This window comes from Chryseobacterium formosense, from assembly GCF_900116415.1.
Taxonomy (GTDB): Bacteria; Bacteroidota; Bacteroidia; order Flavobacteriales; family Weeksellaceae; genus Chryseobacterium; species Chryseobacterium formosense.
Window position 1 is genome coordinate 132,500 of sequence record NZ_FPAP01000004.1, and the last position, 20,422, is coordinate 152,921.

At 35.3% G+C, this 20,422-nt stretch carries 21 protein-coding genes; 6 read left to right on the forward strand and 15 right to left on the reverse strand.

The features are described from left to right. Window positions 1–17: 17 nt before the first annotated feature. The 6 genes from BM371_RS16390 to BM371_RS16415 form a co-directional block, all read right to left on the reverse strand. Window positions 18–563 carry a hypothetical protein gene (locus BM371_RS16390; RefSeq protein ID WP_034673173.1) on the reverse strand — a complete coding sequence of 182 codons (546 nt, stop codon included), beginning with the start codon at window positions 561–563 and terminating at the stop codon, window positions 18–20. A gap of 155 nt (window positions 564–718) precedes the next feature. After that, a complete protein-coding gene (locus BM371_RS16395; protein WP_034673170.1) occupies window positions 719–1,699 on the reverse strand; it encodes a LuxE/PaaK family acyltransferase in 981 nt (326 codons plus the stop codon). A gap of 207 nt (window positions 1,700–1,906) precedes the next feature. After that, the gene (locus tag BM371_RS16400; RefSeq protein ID WP_034673167.1) at window positions 1,907–2,677 is read right to left on the reverse strand and encodes a UDP-2,3-diacylglucosamine diphosphatase; all 771 of its coding nucleotides are present in this window, start codon (window positions 2,675–2,677) and stop codon (window positions 1,907–1,909) included. 23 nt (window positions 2,678–2,700) lie between these two features. After that, window positions 2,701–3,147, reverse strand: coding sequence for a 6-pyruvoyl trahydropterin synthase family protein (locus BM371_RS16405; protein ID WP_034673165.1), 447 nt, complete (start codon window positions 3,145–3,147; stop codon window positions 2,701–2,703). A 77-nt stretch (window positions 3,148–3,224) separates the two neighbouring features. Continuing rightward, a complete protein-coding gene (locus tag BM371_RS16410) occupies window positions 3,225–3,890 on the reverse strand; it encodes a Yip1 family protein (RefSeq protein ID WP_034673163.1) in 666 nt (221 codons plus the stop codon). Between the two features lie 44 nt (window positions 3,891–3,934). Then, complete coding sequence (locus BM371_RS16415; protein WP_034673161.1) at window positions 3,935–4,318, reverse strand: acyl-CoA thioesterase; 384 nt, start codon at window positions 4,316–4,318, stop codon at window positions 3,935–3,937. Window positions 4,319–4,471: 153 nt separating this feature from the next. Here BM371_RS16415 and BM371_RS16420 point away from each other — a divergent pair, with 153 nt between their 5' ends. Next, window positions 4,472–5,125 carry a ComF family protein gene (locus tag BM371_RS16420; protein WP_034673159.1) on the forward strand — a complete coding sequence of 218 codons (654 nt, stop codon included), beginning with the start codon at window positions 4,472–4,474 and terminating at the stop codon, window positions 5,123–5,125. 109 nt (window positions 5,126–5,234) lie between these two features. Further along, complete coding sequence (locus BM371_RS16425) at window positions 5,235–5,921, forward strand: alpha/beta fold hydrolase (protein ID WP_034673157.1); 687 nt, start codon at window positions 5,235–5,237, stop codon at window positions 5,919–5,921. Between the two features lie 44 nt (window positions 5,922–5,965). Here BM371_RS16425 and upp read toward each other — a convergent pair whose 3' ends face one another. Together upp and der are read right to left on the reverse strand one after the other, a co-directional pair. After that, on the reverse strand, window positions 5,966–6,616 hold the full coding sequence (upp, locus tag BM371_RS16430) for a uracil phosphoribosyltransferase (protein WP_034673155.1): 651 nt from the start codon (window positions 6,614–6,616) through the stop codon (window positions 5,966–5,968). 169 nt (window positions 6,617–6,785) lie between these two features. Beyond that, window positions 6,786–8,096, reverse strand: a complete 1,311-nt coding sequence (gene der, locus BM371_RS16435) for a ribosome biogenesis GTPase Der (RefSeq protein ID WP_034673153.1) — start codon at window positions 8,094–8,096, stop codon at window positions 6,786–6,788. A gap of 205 nt (window positions 8,097–8,301) precedes the next feature. Between der and BM371_RS16440 the strand changes: the two genes are divergently transcribed. The 4 genes from BM371_RS16440 to murA all read left to right on the forward strand — a co-directional run bounded on the left by BM371_RS16440 (window position 8,302) and on the right by murA (window position 11,264). After that, the gene (locus BM371_RS16440) at window positions 8,302–8,760 is read left to right on the forward strand and encodes a heme-binding domain-containing protein (protein ID WP_034673151.1); all 459 of its coding nucleotides are present in this window, start codon (window positions 8,302–8,304) and stop codon (window positions 8,758–8,760) included. A gap of 13 nt (window positions 8,761–8,773) precedes the next feature. Then, the gene (locus BM371_RS16445) at window positions 8,774–9,187 is read left to right on the forward strand and encodes a thiol-disulfide oxidoreductase DCC family protein (RefSeq protein ID WP_034673148.1); all 414 of its coding nucleotides are present in this window, start codon (window positions 8,774–8,776) and stop codon (window positions 9,185–9,187) included. Between the two features lie 116 nt (window positions 9,188–9,303). Next, entirely contained in the window at window positions 9,304–9,957 is a 654-nt protein-coding gene (locus BM371_RS16450) for a DUF4290 domain-containing protein (protein WP_034673146.1), read from the forward strand. Next, window positions 9,957–11,264 (forward strand): UDP-N-acetylglucosamine 1-carboxyvinyltransferase, encoded by a 1,308-nt coding sequence (gene murA / locus BM371_RS16455; protein WP_034673145.1) that lies wholly within the window; start codon window positions 9,957–9,959, stop codon window positions 11,262–11,264. The genes BM371_RS16450 and murA overlap by 1 nt, the downstream gene beginning before the upstream one ends. 246 nt (window positions 11,265–11,510) lie before the next feature. Here the strand turns inward: murA and BM371_RS16460 are convergent, their stop codons facing one another. The 7 genes from BM371_RS16460 to BM371_RS16490 form a co-directional block, all read right to left on the reverse strand. Continuing rightward, window positions 11,511–13,511 (reverse strand): DUF2207 domain-containing protein, encoded by a 2,001-nt coding sequence (locus BM371_RS16460; protein ID WP_051882524.1) that lies wholly within the window; start codon window positions 13,509–13,511, stop codon window positions 11,511–11,513. A gap of 11 nt (window positions 13,512–13,522) precedes the next feature. Then, the gene (locus BM371_RS16465) at window positions 13,523–15,478 is read right to left on the reverse strand and encodes a DUF2207 domain-containing protein (RefSeq protein WP_034673142.1); all 1,956 of its coding nucleotides are present in this window, start codon (window positions 15,476–15,478) and stop codon (window positions 13,523–13,525) included. 2 nt (window positions 15,479–15,480) lie between these two features. After that, window positions 15,481–16,032, reverse strand: a complete 552-nt coding sequence (locus BM371_RS16470; RefSeq protein WP_034673138.1) for a LemA family protein — start codon at window positions 16,030–16,032, stop codon at window positions 15,481–15,483. 106 nt (window positions 16,033–16,138) lie between these two features. After that, entirely contained in the window at window positions 16,139–16,444 is a 306-nt protein-coding gene (locus tag BM371_RS16475; RefSeq protein ID WP_034673136.1) for an NIL domain-containing protein, read from the reverse strand. A 271-nt stretch (window positions 16,445–16,715) separates the two neighbouring features. Continuing rightward, entirely contained in the window at window positions 16,716–17,369 is a 654-nt protein-coding gene (locus BM371_RS16480) for a YiiX/YebB-like N1pC/P60 family cysteine hydrolase (protein ID WP_074958860.1), read from the reverse strand. After that, window positions 17,344–17,802, reverse strand: coding sequence for a DUF1801 domain-containing protein (locus tag BM371_RS16485; protein WP_034673134.1), 459 nt, complete (start codon window positions 17,800–17,802; stop codon window positions 17,344–17,346). The genes BM371_RS16480 and BM371_RS16485 overlap by 26 nt, the downstream gene beginning before the upstream one ends. A gap of 83 nt (window positions 17,803–17,885) precedes the next feature. Next, complete coding sequence (locus BM371_RS16490; RefSeq protein ID WP_034673132.1) at window positions 17,886–20,387, reverse strand: fibronectin type III domain-containing protein; 2,502 nt, start codon at window positions 20,385–20,387, stop codon at window positions 17,886–17,888. Window positions 20,388–20,422: the final 35 nt, after the last annotated feature.

Below are 20,422 nucleotides of genomic sequence, written 5' to 3' on the forward strand. Positions count from 1 at the left end.
GTCATTTGGCGGGATTTTTATTTTGTCTTCTTGATATCAAACGGATTTTTAAAGATGAGTTCTTCGTGTTTTCCTTTGATTTCCAATTTGCGTTGTAATAGATTCAGGGCCATTTTTCGGATGAAAAGGTCTTTATCTGTCAATTTCCAGTAAGAATCTTCGTGAACTGTTTTAGGCTTTCGAATCAGATAAAACTCAGTTTCCCAAGAGTCTACATTGTGGTAAAATTCAATAATTCCGCAATGTTCAGGAATGGCTGAATATTCGATCATTCCCATTGGCAACAAAAAACTGAAAGAATTGCAGATATAATCGCCACAGCAAATTTTATCGTGCTTCAGAAATTTTTCTCCTGTTGAGGTATTAACGTACGATTTTTTAAAATCATTTTTAAAATCACTTTTTGAAAGCTTGATTTCAATTTCGTGACTAAATCCTTCCGCATTAATGATCAGAATATCTGCTTCCCAATCTGCCTGAAAATGATTGGTCAAGACAATTTCTTTCTCAAAATCACATTGAGAATGAATGTATGCATGAACAAGTTCTTCTATTTTTAACACTATTAATTTTTTTTAACACAAGGTTCGCTAAGATTTTTTTAATTAGAATGAGTATTTTTCGGTCGCAAAGGCGCTTTGCTCAGCAAATGATAGCAGAATTTAAGTATCAATATCAACCACACTAAAACACTAGAGCACTCAAACTCATTAACCAATCAACTAACCAACAAACTACAGCCCCGAATATCAGAATGATCAATCCTACCCAGAACCTGAAATTTATCGCCCATTATTTTACCCAAATCCTGCGTTGCAATGAATGAACAGGAATGAATATTTGCTAAGTCAATAATATTGATCGCTCCTGTTCTGCCTTCTTTTTCATAATTAAACGGGTCTTCTGCGTTTCTTACCAGGATTCTCATCCAGTTCGGGCATTGGTAGATATTTTCACCTAAAGAATATGCCTGAGAAAGCAATTCTGTCATCGAATATTCTGAATAAATTTTATCGGTTTTAAAACCTTCCTGTAGAATTTTCAATAATTCATCTTTGGTCATCTCTTCTTTTCGCCCTTTCATTCCGCCGGTTTCAATGACAGTTAAAGTGTCGGAGAGTTTGAGGGTTTGAGAGTTTGAGGTGCAGTAATCTAAGAAATCTAAAAGCGCAAACGAAACTCCGAATAAAATGACCTTTTTGTATTTTAGATCATTCAAAAGCTTGAACAGATCTTCGTGATTGTACAGGAAATATCCGTTTTCGGTTTTGCCGGATTTTTTCATAAGGTAATCAACCATATAAATCAGCGACGAATTCTGCTTTTCAAGATAACTTGGCAACAGACCCAGGAAAATAAAATCTTCAGGCTTTCCGATAAACTGATCGAAACTTTTATAAATGCTTTCCTGATAGATATTTTGGTCCGCTATAAAATGTTTAGACAGATTCATCTGCGTTGTTCCCGAGCTCTGAAAATATAATTCTGTTGAAATATTTTTATTTAAAATCTGATGATTTTTAAACATTTCAATTGGCAGAAAAGGAATTTTCGCCAGTTCATCTACATTTTGAGGATCAATCTTCAGGTAATCAACAAACTTTCTGTAAATCTCAACATTTTCATATTGAAATCGGAAAGTTTCGAGACAGGCTGTCAAAAAATCTTCTTCGGTCTTTATGTCAAAAATATTTTTCAATTTATTTTTCAGATTAAATTTTAAGCTTATTGATTCAAAATGAATCTTTTACATTTTGCAAACCTAAATATTTGTAATTTATTTATTTGGAGAGCATACTTTTGGTCAAGTTTTTGCAACAACAAAATCGGAATATGGATTAGTAATAAAGAGTGTAGAACCTTTATTCAAGAATTGCCTCAAATTTTTTTGAGGTAATTTTTTTATTTAATTCTCAAATTTTTTCAATTCAAAATCATGTTCAAAAACTCCATAGGTAAAATAAGATATCCAATCTCCCAAATTGATGTATTTCGAATTTTTTTCTAAATCTAAAACCATCGGCAAATGTCGGTGACCATAAATAAAATAGTCGATATTCTCTGTTTCCAGCTTTTTTTTAGAATAAATAATCAGGAACTCTTTATCTTCTCCCAAAAACGCCTTGTCTTCATCACCGGAAATCAGTTTGTTTTTCTGCGACATATACAATGCTATTCTCATTGCAATATCTGGATGAAGCCATTTGAAAAACCACTGCGCAACAGGATTGGTAAAGACTTTTTTCATTCTTTTGTACCCTTTATCTCCGGGTCCTAATCCATCTCCGTGAGCCAGTAAAAATTGTTTTCCGGAAATTTCAAAGTATTGTTTTTTATAAAAAACAGTGCAGCCGATTTCTTCTTCCAGATAATCTTTCATCCACAAATCGTGATTTCCAACAAAGAAATACACCTGAATTCCGCGATCTTTCAGTTCTGCAATTTTACCAAGAACACGTACATAACCTTTTGGAATGACGTGATTCCATTCGTGCCAGAAATCGAACAGGTCGCCCATCAAAAACAAAACCTGCGCATCTTCTTTGATCTCATTCATCCAACGGATAAATTTGGCTTCACGCAGTTTGCTTTCTTTCGGATCCGGAGAACCAAAATGCTGATCTGAAGCAAAATATACTTTTTTACCGGGTTCTAAATTGATGGTTGTTTTTAACACCGCTTTTGAGCTTTTTGAATAAATTACTGATTATCTTCTGCAAACCATTCCCCATAAGAGTTTTCGGTTTCGTGAAGTTTTAGATAAGCCAAAGAAATTCCTTCCGGAAGTTTAGATTTTATTTTTGCTGCAATAGCGTACAACATATTTTCGCAAGTTGGCTGAAAGGTACAGTAAATTACTTTATGTCCCTGATCTTCCAGGCTTTCTCCTAAATTTTTGTGCGGTGAAAGTCCGTTGATTAAAACGGCATGATCCCAAACATCAACAATCTCGGATTTCACAATACTTTTTATATCGCCGAAATCTACCACCATTCCGTTTTTGGGATTTTCAAGATCATTTACAGGCTTTCCTTTTACCGTAACGAAAAGTTTGTAAGAATGTCCATGCATATTTTTACATTTTCCGTCATAATTGTACAAAACATGAGCGGTTTCGAATGTAAAAATTTTTGTAATACGTATCATGGTGCAAAGATAGGGAAATTCAATATTTAATGAACGACCTTTGTACCGAGTTTACAATCGATTAAATCATTAAAACTTTAAAAAATCCTAGAAATCGAAAACACTAATACAATAGGAAGGATAATTATCAAAATAGGCAAAATAAGATTAAGAATAGCTTTCCCTACTGAGAATTTTTGTACAACAGACAAACCAATAACCATGAAAACCAATGTTGCAAGAGAAAGTATGATCTGAAAAACAGAAAGTATACTGCGAACAATATTACCAAAAGAGCCGGGAGCTATATATTCAATATCACTGAAAACATCACGACCGTATATTGCTATTTGAGGAAACAAAAAGAATAAAATCAAAACAGACGGAATCATCGCATAAGCCATCATTCTGAATATTGAAGAAGTATCACCTATTCCACCTAACCATTTTCCTGTCCAGCTCAATAAAGCAGAATAAATATAATAAGATATCCAGCCAAAAGCACCACCAAAAACAATCGCTGAAAACAGAATCATAAGAAGTGAAGAATCGTCACCCATACTTTTTGAGGATGCGCGATCAAAAGCTCTTACCACACCTGCCAGAAACAATAGTATGTAATAATATTTTTCGTACTTGGTATCATTAATAAATTTAAAGATCCTTCTGGGTTCCGTCCATATTTTTGTGAAAACATCCCGATCAGACACAACATCGTATTTTTCGAACTCTTCAAATTGATTTTCCGTATAATTTGATTCCATGTTTAGTTTTTATAAAAAACGAAAGTAATCATATTTATTAAAAATCACAATTTATTTAACCAATCGCTATCAAGTCGTTTAATTTTCTGAGTTTCTTTATCGATGAAGACCCAAAGCGTCAGAGAATCCACTACCAACTGATCATTACAGTAAAACTCAACTTTTCTGGGTTGGCGGATTCCTTCGGGAGCTTTCGGATACGTTTTAATCGTGATCGTATCATTTAAATAAACCTGCTTTTTGTATTGAATATGATGATCGAGAAGCATCCAGATGTCGTTTGGGAAATCGATTTTATACTTTACAAAATCCCAGTGTTCACCGGCAATTTCTTCTACCCATTTTACATACTGCACATTATTCACATGATTATTGGCGTCAATATGCTCTTCTGTTACCTGTATTTCCTTTTCGTAGACTAAACTCATCTTCTTCAAATATTTACTCAAAAATAAATATTTTTGGATGGAAGTTGGGTGATGGAAGCTGGAAGTTTATGATATATTTTAATAGTTTTTTTCATAAATTATCGTTTCCGGCTTTCAGCTAAAATAACTATCTTCGTTTTACACAATTCACAAATGATTTTAGATTTATTCTTCCCGAACCGATGTCTTGGCTGCAACCGAATTATTGAAGGAAATCTTCTGGTTTGTACGCTTTGCTTTGAACAGATTCATTTTACCCATCATCGCTACTTCGAAAACAGTTACCTCAAAGAAAAGTGCAAATTACTTTTCCCCATTGAACATTGTTTTTCGCTCATGCAGTTCGAAAAAGAGAGTTTAAGCCGTAAAATCATTCACGAATTAAAATACAAAAGCAGAGAAAAAACAGGGAAAATTCTTGCAGAATGGACGACCGAGAAATTAGATTTTAAAGATGAAAAACCAGATTTATTTGTAACAGTTCCCCTTCATTCTAAAAAATTAAAAGAAAGAGGATACAACCAACTGCATGTATTCACAGAAACTTTATCTGAATTTTACAAAATACCTTTTGATCATCATTTGATTAAAAGAAATCATTACTCAAAAGCTCAGGCTTTAAAGGATAAAAAACACCGTCTGGAAACAGAAAACACCTTTTCAATGACTACGAATATTTCGGGGAAACATATTTTGCTGATTGATGATGTTTTTACCACAGGGAATACTTTAGCAACGATTGCCTGGGAAATTTTGAAATCAGGGAATAATAAAGTCAGTGTTCTGGTAATGGCCATTGATATTTAGCTTTAAGGTTTTTAAGTTTTAAATTTAAAAATGAGAACCAACAACAGACAACGATCAACAAACAAAAACTCTCAACTTTTTTTCTTAATTTTCCGTCAAACGAATAACGATGCTACATTTAATTTTATTGCATGGCGCTTTGGGACACAGCGAAGTATTTGAACCATTCAAAAAAGAGTTTTCAAAATATTTTACAGTTCACACGCCCTTATTTTCAGGCCACGGAGACCGTGAGATTCCGGAAACCAGAATTACTATTGAAAAATACACTGAAGAGTTACAAGAATATATTAATCAAGAAAAATTGAACAATGTTTATATTTTCGGTCACAGCATGGGCGGTTATGCCGCACTTTGCTATGCTTTGGAGCACTCCGAAAACATCAATTCTATTATGACTTTGGGAACAAAATTCGACTGGACAGAAGAACAGGCTACCAAGGAAAGTAAGATGCTTAATCCCGATGTTATTGCCGAGAAAGTTCCAAAATATGCTGAATTATTGGAAAAACAACATGGTGCAAAGTGGAAACAGCTGCTTCCTGAAATTGCTGAAATGATGATTGATCTGGGTAAAAACCCACCATTGAAAGGTAATTTGGCAACCATTCAGATTCCTGTTCAGATTATGGTTGGTGATAAAGACAATATGGTGACCCTCGAAGAAAGTGTAGAGGTTTACAGAAGTCTTCCGAATGCAAAACTTTCCGTACTTCCCGATACAAAACATCCTATAGATAAAGTACGACCACATTTATTATTGAATATGATGAAAGATTTTTGGAATCTTTTATAATCTAAATTTTTAATGTAAAGAATATTTTGATATTAATTCAAAAATTATCTCTGAAGTTTCTCTCCGTAACTTAAATCTCCTGCATCACCTAATCCTGGAGTAATGTAGCCTTTTGAAGTTAAATTTTCATCGATAGCTCCAACCCAGATTTTTGCTTTGGGATATGCTTTTTCGATCGTTTCAACACCCTGTCTTGATGCAATGGCAGCAACGATGTGAAGCTGAGAAGGATTTCCGTTGGTTAATAAATCTTTGATGGCTTCAATTAAAGAAGCTCCGGTTGCCAACATCGGATCGCCTACGATCAATGGTCTTCCTTCGATATTCGGACAAGTAAGATAATCCTGCTTGATTGAAAAATAATCGTTGGCATCGTGTTTTCTGTATGCAGCAACGAAACCACAGTCTGCTTTATCAAAATAATTCAAAATCCCTTCAAACAAAGGAACACCCGCTCTGAGAATGGTTGTAATAACCGGCTGAACAGCGATTTCTTTTACCCTGATTGTATCTAATGGCGTCTGAATTTCAATTTCTTTTTGCTCTAAACCTTTACTGATCTCGAAAGCTGCAATTTCACCGATTCTTTCCATATTTCTTCGGAATCTCATTCGGTCATGCTGAATATCGATATTCCTCAATTCGTTGATCCAAGAATTAACCAAAGAAAACTGTTCTGAAAGGATTACTGTCATGATTATTAAAAATTTGAGCCTAAATTAACTAATATTTCTAAGTTTTGGCTAAAGCCAAATTGATTTTGTTTTAATGTAGGCGGGCTAAAGCCCACCCTCCTGATAAATTAATTGTAAAATTATACAATAAAAAGAAAACCCTCTCAGAATCTAAAAGGGTTTTTGTAATTTATTTTTGTCTGAAATATACTTCGATTGGAACTCCGGTAAACCCGAATTGTTTTCTCAATTGGTTTTCAGTAAATCTTTTATAAGGTTCTTTTACATATTGCGGCAAGTTGCAGAAGAATACAAATTGTGGAGACGGCGTCGGAAGCTGTACACAATATTTGATTTTAATATATTTCCCTTTGTTTGCGGGTGGCGGAGTTGCTTCAAAAATCGGAAGCATTACTTCGTTTAGTTTTGAAGTTTTGATTTTCTTTTTACGGTCTTCGTAGACCTCCATTGCTAATTCTACAGCCTTTAAAATTCTCTGCTTCGTCAAAGCTGAAACAAAAAGAATCGGAATATCGCTAAACTGACCAATTTTATCTCTGATCGATTTCTCGAAATCTCTGATGGTATTGGTGTGCTTATCTTCGATCAAATCCCATTTGTTTACAAGAATCACGATTCCTTTTCTGTTTTTCTGAGCAAGACCAAAAATATTCATATCCTGAGATTCCCATCCCAAAGTTGCATCGACCATAATAATCACAACATCAGAATATTCGATAGAACGGATAGAACGCATTACAGAATAGAATTCCAAATCTTCATTAACCTTAGATTTTCTTCTCATTCCTGCTGTATCTACCAATACAAACTCGTGCCCGAATTTATTATATAAAGTCTGAATACTGTCTCTGGTAGTTCCTGCAACATCTGTCACGATATTTCTTTCGGTATCAAGCAATGCATTAGTTAGGGTAGATTTACCAACATTCGGTCGTCCTGCAATGGTAATTTTCGGCAAGCCTTCAAAAGGATCTTTATAATCTGTGGTCGGGAAATCTTTTACAATATCATCCAGTAAATCTCCTGTTCCTGAACCTGTTGCAGAGGATAGCGTGTAGTATTTTTCAATTCCGAGCTGATAAAATTCTGTTGCATCAAGTTCTTCTTTAGACGAATCTACTTTATTTACAACAATATAGGTTGGTTTATTTGATCTTCTGAGCATTTCATGGATCTCATAATCGGTATCGGTAAGACCGTCTTCCACATTCAGCATAAAAATAATCGATGTAGCTTCATCAATAGCCAACTGAACCTGTTTTGAAATTTCACCCTGAAAAACGTCATCATTATTTACATCATAACCTCCGGTATCAATTACGGTAAAATCTACTCCGTTCCAGTCAGATTTGCCGTAATGACGGTCTCTGGTTACCCCTGCAGTAGAGTCTACGATAGCCTCTCTTCTTTCTAGCAAACGATTAAATAATGTGGATTTTCCTACGTTGGGACGCCCAACGATTGCGACAATATTCGACATAAAAATGTTTAATAATTTAATTATTAATGGGTTTCTCCAACTTTTGGAGCCCAATTTTTTGCAAAGATAAGCCTTTATTATTTAGCAAGGAAAAATGAGATTATAAATCTCTCTTTTACAATCAAATAGTTGATAAAATTTATTATATTTAATCTTTAGGCATTTGATTTGTTTTAAACATTGAATCTTTGTAAATCTCACATTTATGAAAAAAATACTCATTATTATTCTGGTTGCTTTTGTGATCATTCAGTTTTTTCCGATTGATAAGACTAATGTACCCGTAAATCCCGGAATGGATTTTTTAAAAATAAAAAACACAACACCAGAGGTTGCAAAGCTTATCAATGGTTCATGCTATGATTGTCACTCAGACGAAACAAAATACCCGTGGTACTCAAATATTGCTCCGGCTTCATGGTGGCTGAAAAATCACATCAATGAAGGAAGAAAACATCTGAATTTTTCGATATTTGCAACTTACGAACCACAGAGACAGATTCATAAGATGGAAGAATGTGTAGAAATGCTTGAAAAACACGAAATGCCTTTAGAATCTTACTATTTAGGACATCAGGATGCAAAACTTACCGATGCACAAAGAAAGGATTTGATTAAGTATTTCAAAAAAGAGATTGAGGAAACAAAGTTTAAAATGAATTAAAAAACTAAAGATTATGCAGGCGAACTGGGAACAAAAGCACATTGTATTTTTTGACGGTGAATGCGGCGTCTGTAATTTCTGGGTGCAATGGATTCTTGAGAGAGACCGGAAAGACCAGTTTATGTTTGCCTCACTACAATCGGATTTTGGCCAGAAGTTTTTATCAGAAAGAGGCTTGGAAACAAGAGTTTTCAATACGATGTATTTATGGAAACCGAATCAGTATTATTTAATAAAATCAAAGGCAGTATTACAGATTGCCAGTTTACTTGGCGGCATTTACAAGCTTTCTGCTTTGGGGAAAATAATCCCGGGAATTCTGAGCGATAAAGTGTACGATATTATTTCCAAAAACAGAATGAAACTTGCCAATCAGAAATGTTATTTGCCGACACCTCATCAGAGGAAAAAGTTTATAGAAGTCTGATCTTATTCGATATAAAAAGCTTTTTAATAATTAAATTTTAAAATTTTTTATTAATTTTTTATAAAGAATTAAGTTTTTCAAAACATATTTTTTATTAATCCATATATTTGCAGACTATGGAATACAACACCCAAAAAACTCAGCTCAATATGCCGGAATATGGTAGAATCATACAACAGTTGGTTGAACGTTGCAAAGAAGTTTCAGATAAAGAAGAAAGAAACGAGATGGCAATGGCTATTATTGATTTTATGGGGCAGCGAAACCCGCAATTACGCGACGAAGAAAATTATAAACATAAACTTTGGGATCATCTATTTATTCTTGCCAATTATGACTTAGATGTAGATTCTCCCTACCCTTTTCCTACCCAAGAACAACTTCAGGAAAAACCCAAAAGAATGGAATACCCAAAACTTCAGGGTGACTTCAAATTCTACGGGAAAAGTATTCTTCAGCTCATCGAAAAAGCAATCGAACTTGAAGCAGGTGACGAAAAAGAAGCCCTGATCGAAGTGATTGCCAATAATATGAAGAAGTCTTATAATGTTTATAATAAAGAGCATGTAACAGATGATGTGATTTTCCGTCATTTGAAAGAACTTTCAGAAAACAGATTAGATCTAACCAGTATCGAAAGCTTAGAGAAAAGCAAAATCTACTACGCTAACAATACCAACAGGAATAACAACAATAAGAACACAAATAACAAAAACCAACCCGCAAAAAGAAGATTTAACAACAACAATCATAAGAATAACAGAAGGTAATGAGTGGAACATTTCAAATAAGAGGAGGAAAAAGACTGCAAGGTGAAATCACTCCACAAGGGGCAAAAAATGAGGCGCTTCAGATTTTGTGTGCCGTTTTGCTTACGGATGAAGAAGTAAGAATTAAAAATATTCCCGACATCCACGATGTCAACAGACTAATTGAAATCTTGGGTGATTTTGGGGTAAAAGTAACCAAAAATGGTCACGGAGATTTCACTTTTAAAGCAGACAATGTCAATTTCGATTATATTAAATCTAACGAGTTTAAAAAAGACGGTGCCAAACTAAGAGGTTCAATTATGTTGATGGGACCAATGTTGGCTCGTTATGGTGAAGCTTATATGCCGACTCCGGGAGGCGATAAAATCGGAAGAAGAAGATTAGATACCCATTTCCAAGGTTTGGTGGAACTCGGAGCAGAATTTAATTATGATGAAGAAGAATATTTCTATTCATTAAAAGCTAAAGAACTCAACGGAAAATTCATCCTTTTGGAAGAAGCTTCGGTAACCGGAACGGCAAATATCGTAATGGCAGCAGCTTTAGCTAAAGGAAAAACAAGAATTTACAACGCAGCTTGCGAACCTTATCTACAACAGCTTTGCAAAATGCTGAACAGAATGGGAGCAAATATTTCGGGAATCGGTTCAAATTTATTGACAATTGAGGGAGTAGCTCATTTGAACGGAACAGAACACACGATGCTTCCGGATATGGTGGAAATCGGTTCGTGGATTGGTCTTGCTGCGATGACAAAATCTGAAATCACCATCAAAAATGTAAACTGGAATCAGCTGGGTGTAATCCCAAATACTTTCAGAAAACTGGGAATTCAGCTTGAGCAAAGTGGTGATGATATTTACATTCCTTCTCAGGAACATTATAAAATCCAGAAATTTATCGACGGATCTATTCTTACTGTTTCAGATGCGCCGTGGCCGGGATTTACACCGGATTTGCTTTCTATCATTTTAGTAGTCGCCACTCAGGCAAAAGGAAGTCTTCTCGTACATCAGAAAATGTTCGAATCGAGATTGTTCTTTGTTGATAAATTAATCGATATGGGTGCTCAGATTATTCTTTGTGATCCGCACAGAGCAACGGTTATCGGTTTAAATCAGGAATCACCGCTTCGCGGGACAACCATGGTTTCTCCGGACATCAGAGCAGGAAATGCACTTTTGATTGCAGCACTTTCGGCAGAAGGAAAATCGATCATTCACAATATTGAACAGATTGATCGTGGTTATGAAAATATCGACGGAAGATTGAAAGCGATCGGAGCAGATATTGAGAGAATTTAATTCGGTTGGAAGCTGGGAGCTTGAAGATGGATGTTTTTTGAAGTCTTTAATTCCAAATCTATTTCCTTCAAAATATATAAAAAGCGTTCAGAATTGATTTTCTGAACGCTTTTGTTTTATTTAAAATTAATTTTTGACCATTAAGGATTTTAAATTTTAATAACAAAAATGAATTTGATTTTTTAAGATTTTAATAATTAACTGCAGTATTTTAATACAAAGATTAAAAATTAATTTAGAAGAAGGTTACCAACCACCTCCGCCTCCGCCGCCTCCACCGCCGCCGGAAGAACCACCTCCTGAAGAGCCGCTTGAGCTTGATCCGCCGGAATATGATGAACTGCTTGAAGACCCTGACGAAGAGGAAGAAGATGATGAAAAACTGCTGACTGGCATTACTGAAGTTTCTTTTAATGAATTTGTAAAAGAATTTGCAAACCCATATCCGAAATGATTCTGAACATTCGCAAACGATTCTTCACCCGCATCGACCGTTTCCTGTAATTTATCTCTGAATCTTTTGCCCCAGATTCCTTCAACTCCGAAAACAATGGCATACGGAAGAAACTTTTCATACACATCGGTCGTCATTTCCGGTGGATTATGAAACTTCAGCTGGTTTTCTTCGGCAACACTCAGATACATTTTGAATCCTTCAATTTCGGTCTCCATTTTTACTTTTTCTTCGGTGGGCTTTTTGATCAGATACCTGAAAATAAGAAGTGAAATACCACCAAATATCAGAAATTTAAAACAATTGGATTCAAAAGAAGAAACATCATCATTCTCAACAAAAGCCATTACCAAAAGTGGAGCAAAAAGCGCCATCGAAAAGAAAAATATGACAGCGAAAATTAATTTCTTGCCATCTTCCCAAACAATGATTAGTAAGGCAACAAAAAGACTTGCAAAAATCAGCATTATTGATCCCATCAGCAGAATTTTGAAGTCCCATGTGATGAGGGAATTGATGAGTAATGCAACAAAAAATGTAGCCAGTATAATCTTCAATGCATTGGTTACGATCTTTTTATTGCTGATTTTTTCAAAATACTTCTTCGTTAATTTCGTAACCGATTTTTCAAAATCTTCAATGGCATTTTTAATGGTAGAATTAAAAGACCCGTTTACCGAAATCTGATTATTATTACCAAATAGCTTTTGAATCAGCTGTTTTTGGTCATTTTGAAGTGAAGAATCGTGTGATTTCAGTTTTTTAATATTAAAAATCTTCGTCACATAAGATTCTTTCGTTCCTTTTATTTCGTCAATGTCCACAAAGCCTTTTATGGAGAGATCGACCAGATTTGCTGTTACCAAGCTGGTTTCAAAGCTTCCTTTATCAATGTAACCCAATGATGCCGGTGAGAGATTTCCCGGAGCATTAAATTGCGGAATTAAAACCGGCTTTTCGGGATCTTTACCGTATTTCTTCCAGTTGGTGTAATAATAAAATAAAAGATAAAGACTCACAAAAACTAAGGCGAGACTTGGCCAGTTTCTGCTGATCCATTTTGAAAAACCTGAAGGCTCTTTTAAAACATTGGCTTTAAAACCTACCGCTACCGTTAAATTTTCGTGTTCCTGTAAATTTTTAGCATTAAAAACAATTTCAGTAGCAGATAAATTTTGAGCAGTACAGTTTCGTTCGGTACTTCCCTGAACTCCTGTATAACAGGAATTCTGAAGAATATCTGCTCCATTCGGTAAATGAACTTTTGCCTGAATATTTTCGACGGGGAAAGACCAGTCGGTTCCGTTCACATTCCAGTAATATTCATCATAACCTTTGAATTTACCGATCTGATCCTGTGTTTTATAAACTATTTTGTAAGTATAATATCCCGACTGAAGATAAGAATCTTCATCTCCCATGTAAATGGTGAAAATTCCGTTTTTGGTTTCTTTGTGATATGATTCCGCAACGCCATCTTTCTCGATCGAAACAATTTTGTAAACAACCTTTTCTTTTCTTCCGTTAATATTCCTAATTGTTGGCAATGCACGAAAAATCCCTCTTTTAATTTCATTTCCTGTCGCGTAAACTTTTATATTTTCTGTTACAGTGACATCGGCATTTTCGGCAATAAGAATATCCGTATTAAAAGAAACAATTCTTTCAAGCTGAACATTATCCTGAATATTTTCGGTATGCTCTTCGGCCTCGACAGGTAATGCAACCACTTCCTTTTGTGCAAAAACAAGAAAGCAGAACAAAAGAGCTATGATCTGTATAGAATTTTTCATAATTCAAAATTTTACCAGCCGCCACCGCCACCGCCACCACCGCCGCCGCCGGAAAATCCACCACCACCAGATCCGGAGCCAGAACTGCTTCCGGAACTTGATGGTTGCGTAGCCGAAGACTGTATCGATTGTGTTAAACTAGAATTAAGAACACTTGCCATTGCAAAATGATTCATTGTAGAACCTACATACCAGTTGGACTGATAATCGGTTGCAGACATTTTTTTGAGCAAATCATCGAATTTTTTTCCCCAGATTTCATCAACTCCTAAAACCATTGCAAAAGGCAAAAGTTTCTCGAAAGATTGTGGCGTCATTTCCGGTGGATTGTGAAATTTCAACTGTTGATTTTCGGCTGCTCCCATATACATTTTAAAACCGGCAATCAAAGATTTTTTCCTCAGTTTTTCTTCCGAAGGTCTTCTGATGAGAAACTGATAAATAATCAGCGAGGTAAATCCTAAAATAATGAATATATAACAGATATTAAAATTATCATTAATGGTAAAATCATTGTGCGCAAACATCAATCCGCCCAAAGAAACCAAAAGCACTGCCGGAATAACCAGAAAAATTTTGAATAAAACCGGATATAGTTTAAACAAAAATCCTGTGATCAGGAAAGCAATCAAAAGAATTACATATAAAACTCCACCAACAAAAACTTTTTCGCCTTCCGGAAATATTTTGAAACTGAAAAATAATCCTAAACCATACATAATAGTTATTAAAATTAATGGCAAAAAGATCTTGCGGGTATTATTGCCTTCATTCAATAATTTATCATGCTGGAATTTAAGTGCATACTCAAAACTACGAACTGCCTGCTCGATTTTCGGATCATATTTCCCATCAAATTCTACGTGATCCAAACCGCCTGTAAATAGGCTGTTCATTAAACTAACTTCTTCTTTCGGAAGGTTCTGATCCTGATTTTTAAGCTTTTTAACGGTAAATTTTTTCGATTTAAACAAACCAAAAACTCCCGAGTCTTCACTTTCGATAATCTGAACATATCCTTTGACCGCTAAACTAACCAAAGCCGCTGTAAGATATTTATTTTTGAAGGTTTCGTTGTTGATAAATCCCAAAGAAGCCGGTGAAAGATCATCCGGAGAATTGAATTGCGGATAAACAGTCGGCATTTCGGGATCGACACCATATTTCCTCCATGTTGTATAATAATATATCAACAATGCTAGAAAAATGACAATTCCTACGATCAGAATCCCGAATTTTTCGATAAAAGTTGGCGGAGGTGGCGGAATCATGATTCCTTTTTTAAAACCAACTGCAATGGTTAAGCCTTCACCCGAACTCAAATCTTTAGCACCCCACTCAATAGAATGATCAGAAATAATTTTAGCCAAACAATCCTGAGAGTTACTGCCATAAGCTCCTTTGTAACAAGAATTCTGGATAATTGAAGCACCTTGCGGAAGATTCACTGTTGCCGAAATGCTGTCTACGGGAAAATTCCATTCATTTCCATTAACGTTCCAGTATAGTTCGTCATACTTTTCGAAAAAACCGATCTGCTTTTCTGTGGTGTATTTTATTTCATAATCATAATCTCCGGGACTTAAAATAATATCTTTATTCCCAATATATATTTTAAGAAAACCATCTTCAATCTCCTCATGATAATCTTCTTCCACTCCATTTTTCTTTACGGAAACAACATTATATTTTACCTTTTGAGTGCGGTCATTAAGATTTCTCACCAAAGGAAGTGTCCGGAAAATTCCTCGTTTAATTTCCTGCCCGAGACTGTGAACTTTTATGTTTTCGGTAATGCTTAATCCTGAATTTTTATCTACGTCAATGTTCGAATGAAAGTTTATAATTCTTTCGGTTCCCAGAGAATATTCTACATCTGCAGGCGGAGTAATCTCAAGATCTTCGGCATGTTGGGAAAACCCCAGAGAAAAAAAAAGGAGAAAAAGAAATGCTATAAGCTTTTTCATCTCTAAAATTTTACATTAGGAACTTCTCTTTCGGCAATATTATCAAGTTCGAAGAATTTAGATTTTTCAAATTTGTACATATTGGCGATGATATTGCTTGGGAAAGACTCTACCAAAGTATTGTTTTCTCTCACTGTTCCGTTGTAATATCTTCTTGATTTTTCGATGTCGTTTTCGATTGAGCTCAGCTCTGCCTGTAATTGCTGGAAATTTGAATTCGCCTTAAGATCGGGATATTGTTCTGCAACTGCAAATAGATTTATCATTGCCTGATTCAGGTTTTTCTCTGCTGCTTCTTTTGCCTCTACAGAATCTGCACCCACCGCAAGGTTTCTTGCTCTTGTCACGTTTTCTAAGGTTTCACGTTCGTGAGTGGCATAGCCTTTTACGGTTTCAACCAAATTCGGAATGAGATCATGACGTTTTTTAAGCATTACATCAATACTGCTCCATGCTTCCTGAACAAGATTTCTTAGTTTCACAAGGCGATTGTAAATAGAAACTCCGTAAAGCAACACAATAGCCAAAACACCACCAATAATAAGTGCGATCATAATTTTGTAATTTAATTTAGATTAAAAATAATCTTTTTCTCGGATAATTGAATAAAAAAAGCGCTCAATAAATTGAACGCTCCTCAAACTATATATGGACTTACAGTTATGAATACTTTCTGCAGGTATATTCAACAGTGGTATTCAAGAGTTTATTTTTATTCAGGAAAAACTCAAGTTGCTGAGATTCTTCCGGTGTTGCATTGATGTATAGCTGAAATGATCCAAAATTGCTTCCGTTCATGTATTCCACATTTGCACTGAGAACTTTGTAGCATATTCCCATCTGCTGGTAAATAGCATTTAAAAGATGATCGAATTTCATTTTTCCGTTGAGTTCAACTTCTAAAATCAGTTCTTTTTTACTCAGGTTTACGTTTTTAGGCAATGTCAGCAAATTGGATGTTATCATAACTAAAAGATTTTGGTTTGTACTGTACTTTCTGAATTACATTTTGAAATATTTAATCATTAATTCCTGACAAAAGTATAAAAAAATATTAGTCCACCAAATTAGTAGACTATTATTTTTGAATTTTAACATAAAAAAAGACCATTCCAATCTTTAAATGATCAAATGATAGTAAAAAAATGCCACGATGCACGAATTTTATTCCTTAATTTTTAAGATAAATAAATTCGTGCATCGTGGCTTATATAAAATAAGCTTGCAAAAGCAACCGTTATAATTCTTTTATGCGCTCGATTTTGTCTGAAGCAGCTAAACCATTCGGATTACATCCAGGCTCACTTTCCGGAACCTTGAGATTTTTTTTAGCGTAAAACTCTTCCCAGAAAGCATTGGTTTTTCCTGTTTTCGGATCTATAAAAGTCATGGGCTCCAACTTAAAGATATGATTCTTTCTAAAGGCTCTTTCGATATAATCTGAACAGTAATAAGAATTCTCATCCAAAATATAATTGAAATTGTAAGGCTTACCCAACATTGAGTTTGCTGTATCTATAGCTTCAGGAATATTATTCTGAAATTCAGGTTTTAAACGATACACCACAACTTTTTGTCCGTCATCGGATTGGTCTTTTAAAAAATCTTTTAGATTCTGCTTTTGAGAGCCTCCTTTTGGAGCAGCATGAAGAACAAAAGTTCCATTTTTATCTTTCTGCAAAATCCCGATGTGATCAAATGAAGCTTTTTTTTGCTTTTGAGTGACATTATTAATCGCTCCCGACAACCCTGATTCTTTAGCGGTGACAAAAAGTAAATCTCCGTTTTTTAAACCCGATGAAACCGAACTTCTGCATCCTGAAAGTAAAATCAGAAAACCAAGAATTAAAAATGAACTGAAAAAATTATTTCTTCTTAAAATTGCTTTCATAAATAGAGATCCATTCATCGACAGTCATTTTCTTACTTAATTCAGCAATCAGTTCAAAGGGAATATCATCCATTTTTTTGAAGCGGACACACGATTTACCCATATCCAGTTTTCTTTTTGAATGCTTTGGAAATTCAGCCACAAACCAGTCTAAAAGCTCCGGTTTTGCATACATTCCCATGTGATACAGCGCAATAAAGTTTTTCTGAGAAGCCAGGCTCATAAAAGGGAGTGCAGAGCCCGGAGAACAATGATAACCTTCCGGGTACGATTCTAAAGGAACTTGCCACCCAACCATTCCGTAACTTATACCTTGCTCAAAGCCTTCCGGTAAATTTTCCGTAATCGCACTAAACATTTTTTTAAAAACTTCCTGTCTTTCTTCAGGAATTTGCGAGATATAATCTTCTGCTGATGTTGCCGGAATCTGCATTGTTTTAATTTTTTAACAAATTTAAAAAAAACAGCCTTACAAAAAGATGTAAGGCTGCTTAAAAAAAATAATTCAAAAATAGTTTACTTTTTGATGGCTTTCACGGTATTTTGAGAACCGTCTTTGAAATACAATGTAATCAAATACAGTCCAGAATTCAATGAGCTTAAATTGATTTCCTTGGTAGGATTTTCAATAACTTTGAGTGTTCTTCCTGCCACATCATTTACTTTAACAGTTTTCACATTTTCTGTTTCAGAAATGAATAGTACATTGTTGAACGGGTTAGGATAGATTGAAAGTTTCTTTTTAGCAGGAGCTTCAGAAGTACTTAATGAGTTTTTAGGTTCCCAAGTCACATCGTCCCAGTAATAAGATTTTGAGTCTGACGTATTTTTTACTGCCAATCTAGCATTTGCCGGAACTGTAGTTGGTATGTCCACAGTATATTCAGCCCCTGAAGCATAGCTTGTATTAGCGATACTTAAAGTCTCAATATTTACAAATGTTGCAGCGTCTGTTGAGCTAGTTACATATCCTACATTTAAACTTCCTGTAGCAGAAGAAACTCTTGCTTTTATTTTTAATCTGTGCGTTCCAGCATTAATATTGGTAAATTCAGGAAGCACAACAATGGTAGGATTTTGTGACGAAGTGCTATACTGATAAAGATTTCTGATCCCTGAAGCTGGCGTTGTAGAACTGATTTGCTGAGTTCCATTTGTTGTTATAATTCTTGCCCAACAATCCGGAACAATACTTACTGAAGAACCATAAGATTCCAAATCTTCAAATAAAGAAGGTGTTGGTGCACAAGTTGTCTTGAAAGCAACCTGATACGTCCACTCACTCTTATTTGTTGTACTACATACAGAACGTAGCCATAAATTATAAGTATGGTTAGGATTTAATCCTGAAATTGTACCTGAAACAGCGCTTGCTGCAAAAGTACCACTAGCTGGTGTTGTAGAAGTAGGAGCTACTGTACTTACAGGTGAATAATAATACTCATATCCGCTTGCTGCACCGGTTGAAGGAGCTGTCCACGCTATATCCACTGTATTGGCAGTTGCATTTGATATCGAAACATTTGAAGGATGTACACAAGATGGGATTGCTTCCCATTTTACATCATCATAATAATAGCTCTTCCCGTCTGCAGTATTTCTAATCGCTAATCGTGCAGTTGCAGGTATTGAAGTTGGTACTGCTACAAAATATTCAGAGCCATAATTTACATTCGTGACATTCAAAGCTTGAATAAGAGTGAATGTAGATGCATCTGCAGGATTTGTAACATATCCAACATTAAGAGTTCCAGGAGCAGTACTTACTCTAGCTTTAAGTCTAAGCCAATGAGTTCCTGCATTAATGTTATTGAATTCAGGTAAAACAGCAACAGAAGTACTTTGTGATGTCGTACTGTACTGGTATATATTTCTTGTCCCTGAAGCAGGTGTTGTTGCAGAAATTGTTAACGAACCTGTACTTCCTACAAGTCTTACCCAACAATCAGGTAAAGTTGTTCCTGTAGCATAAGAATCAAAATTCTCAGTCATAGATGTCACTGCACCACAAGCTGTTTTAAAAGTTCCCGAGAAAGACCATGTACTTTGAGATGTTGCACCTCCACAGTTTGCTCTAACCCAATAATAATAGGTTGTATTTGCATTTAAGCTCGGAATTGTTGTCGAAGTCCCAGTAATTGAAGTTAAAATAGGAGCCGTTGTACTTGTCGGAGCTGTGTTTGTTGTACTATAATAAATATCATAATTTGTTGCTGTTGTTCCGGTAACAGGTGTCCAAGAAACCGCTGCCGAATTATTCGTAACTGTGCCAACAGCATTTAAAGTAGGAGCGGCGCAAGTAGAATATGCATCAACAGAGAAAGCAAAAACATTCGTATGACCTTGAGCTGTTGATGTTTTTGTAACAGTAACACTTTGAATTAGTTTAGCCTGATTCGCAGGATCAAGAGTTATTAAACTCTGATAAAGTCGTGGATTTGTTCCATTTCCGGATTCTAAGGCATTGGTATCTCTATTGATTCTTCCAAACCCCTGAATTGCAAATCCAGTCGCATCATACCAATCCGAAACTGCCACTCCTGTAAAAGTTTGCGAAGTATTGTCTGTAAAATTTACAACAACAGAAACTGTTGAAGCACCACTACCACTCGTAGCAAGCATATATAGCCTGAAAGCTGCTTTTGGCGTTGTGAAGACAATTGTTCCGGTAGCATTTTGAGTAGAAAGTTTAAGTGAATTATTAGAACTATAATTCGCCAAAACGTAGCTTAAACCAGGTGTTGATGCTACTACGCTATTTACAATCCCATTGGCTGGAAGACCATAAGTAAGAGCAGGGCTGGTTGTTGTTGCTGAAAAATCCTGAGAAACAAAAGCATAAGAAACTCCATCAACGTCTGTGGTTGTAGAAGTTGTAGCAGAACCTACTCCATTAGCAATCACATCTGAGTTAAGACCTGATTGAATTGGCATGGTTTGAAAATTTTGTGCAATTGCAAGCGAACTGGTAAGAATGCCCAGTACACCCAGCAACAGAGCTGGTTGATTTCTTTTCATATTTTTTTTTATTAGTTCGTCGTAAAACTAAGAAT

Bases quoted from the DNA above. Each gene is read 5' to 3' on its own strand.
- BM371_RS16405 (WP_034673165.1), bottom strand. From the start codon at position 3,147: ATGATACGTATTACAAAAATTTTTACATTCGAAACCGCTCATGTTTTG.
- BM371_RS16410 (WP_034673163.1), bottom strand. From the start codon at position 3,890: ATGGAATCAAATTATACGGAAAATCAATTTGAAGAGTTCGAAAAATAC.
- BM371_RS16415 (WP_034673161.1), bottom strand. From the start codon at position 4,318: ATGAGTTTAGTCTACGAAAAGGAAATACAGGTAACAGAAGAGCATATT.
- BM371_RS16420 (WP_034673159.1), top strand. From the start codon at position 4,472: ATGATTTTAGATTTATTCTTCCCGAACCGATGTCTTGGCTGCAACCGA.
- BM371_RS16425 (WP_034673157.1), top strand. From the start codon at position 5,235: ATGCTACATTTAATTTTATTGCATGGCGCTTTGGGACACAGCGAAGTA.
- upp (WP_034673155.1), bottom strand. From the start codon at position 6,616: ATGACAGTAATCCTTTCAGAACAGTTTTCTTTGGTTAATTCTTGGATC.
- der (WP_034673153.1), bottom strand. From the start codon at position 8,096: ATGTCGAATATTGTCGCAATCGTTGGGCGTCCCAACGTAGGAAAATCC.
- BM371_RS16440 (WP_034673151.1), top strand. From the start codon at position 8,302: ATGAAAAAAATACTCATTATTATTCTGGTTGCTTTTGTGATCATTCAG.
- BM371_RS16445 (WP_034673148.1), top strand. From the start codon at position 8,774: ATGCAGGCGAACTGGGAACAAAAGCACATTGTATTTTTTGACGGTGAA.
- BM371_RS16450 (WP_034673146.1), top strand. From the start codon at position 9,304: ATGGAATACAACACCCAAAAAACTCAGCTCAATATGCCGGAATATGGT.
- murA (WP_034673145.1), top strand. From the start codon at position 9,957: ATGAGTGGAACATTTCAAATAAGAGGAGGAAAAAGACTGCAAGGTGAA.
- BM371_RS16460 (WP_051882524.1), bottom strand. From the start codon at position 13,511: ATGAAAAATTCTATACAGATCATAGCTCTTTTGTTCTGCTTTCTTGTT.
- BM371_RS16465 (WP_034673142.1), bottom strand. From the start codon at position 15,478: ATGAAAAAGCTTATAGCATTTCTTTTTCTCCTTTTTTTTTCTCTGGGG.
- BM371_RS16470 (WP_034673138.1), bottom strand. From the start codon at position 16,032: ATGATCGCACTTATTATTGGTGGTGTTTTGGCTATTGTGTTGCTTTAC.
- BM371_RS16475 (WP_034673136.1), bottom strand. From the start codon at position 16,444: ATGATAACATCCAATTTGCTGACATTGCCTAAAAACGTAAACCTGAGT.
- BM371_RS16480 (WP_074958860.1), bottom strand. From the start codon at position 17,369: ATGAAAGCAATTTTAAGAAGAAATAATTTTTTCAGTTCATTTTTAATT.
- BM371_RS16485 (WP_034673134.1), bottom strand. From the start codon at position 17,802: ATGCAGATTCCGGCAACATCAGCAGAAGATTATATCTCGCAAATTCCT.
- BM371_RS16490 (WP_034673132.1), bottom strand. From the start codon at position 20,387: ATGAAAAGAAATCAACCAGCTCTGTTGCTGGGTGTACTGGGCATTCTT.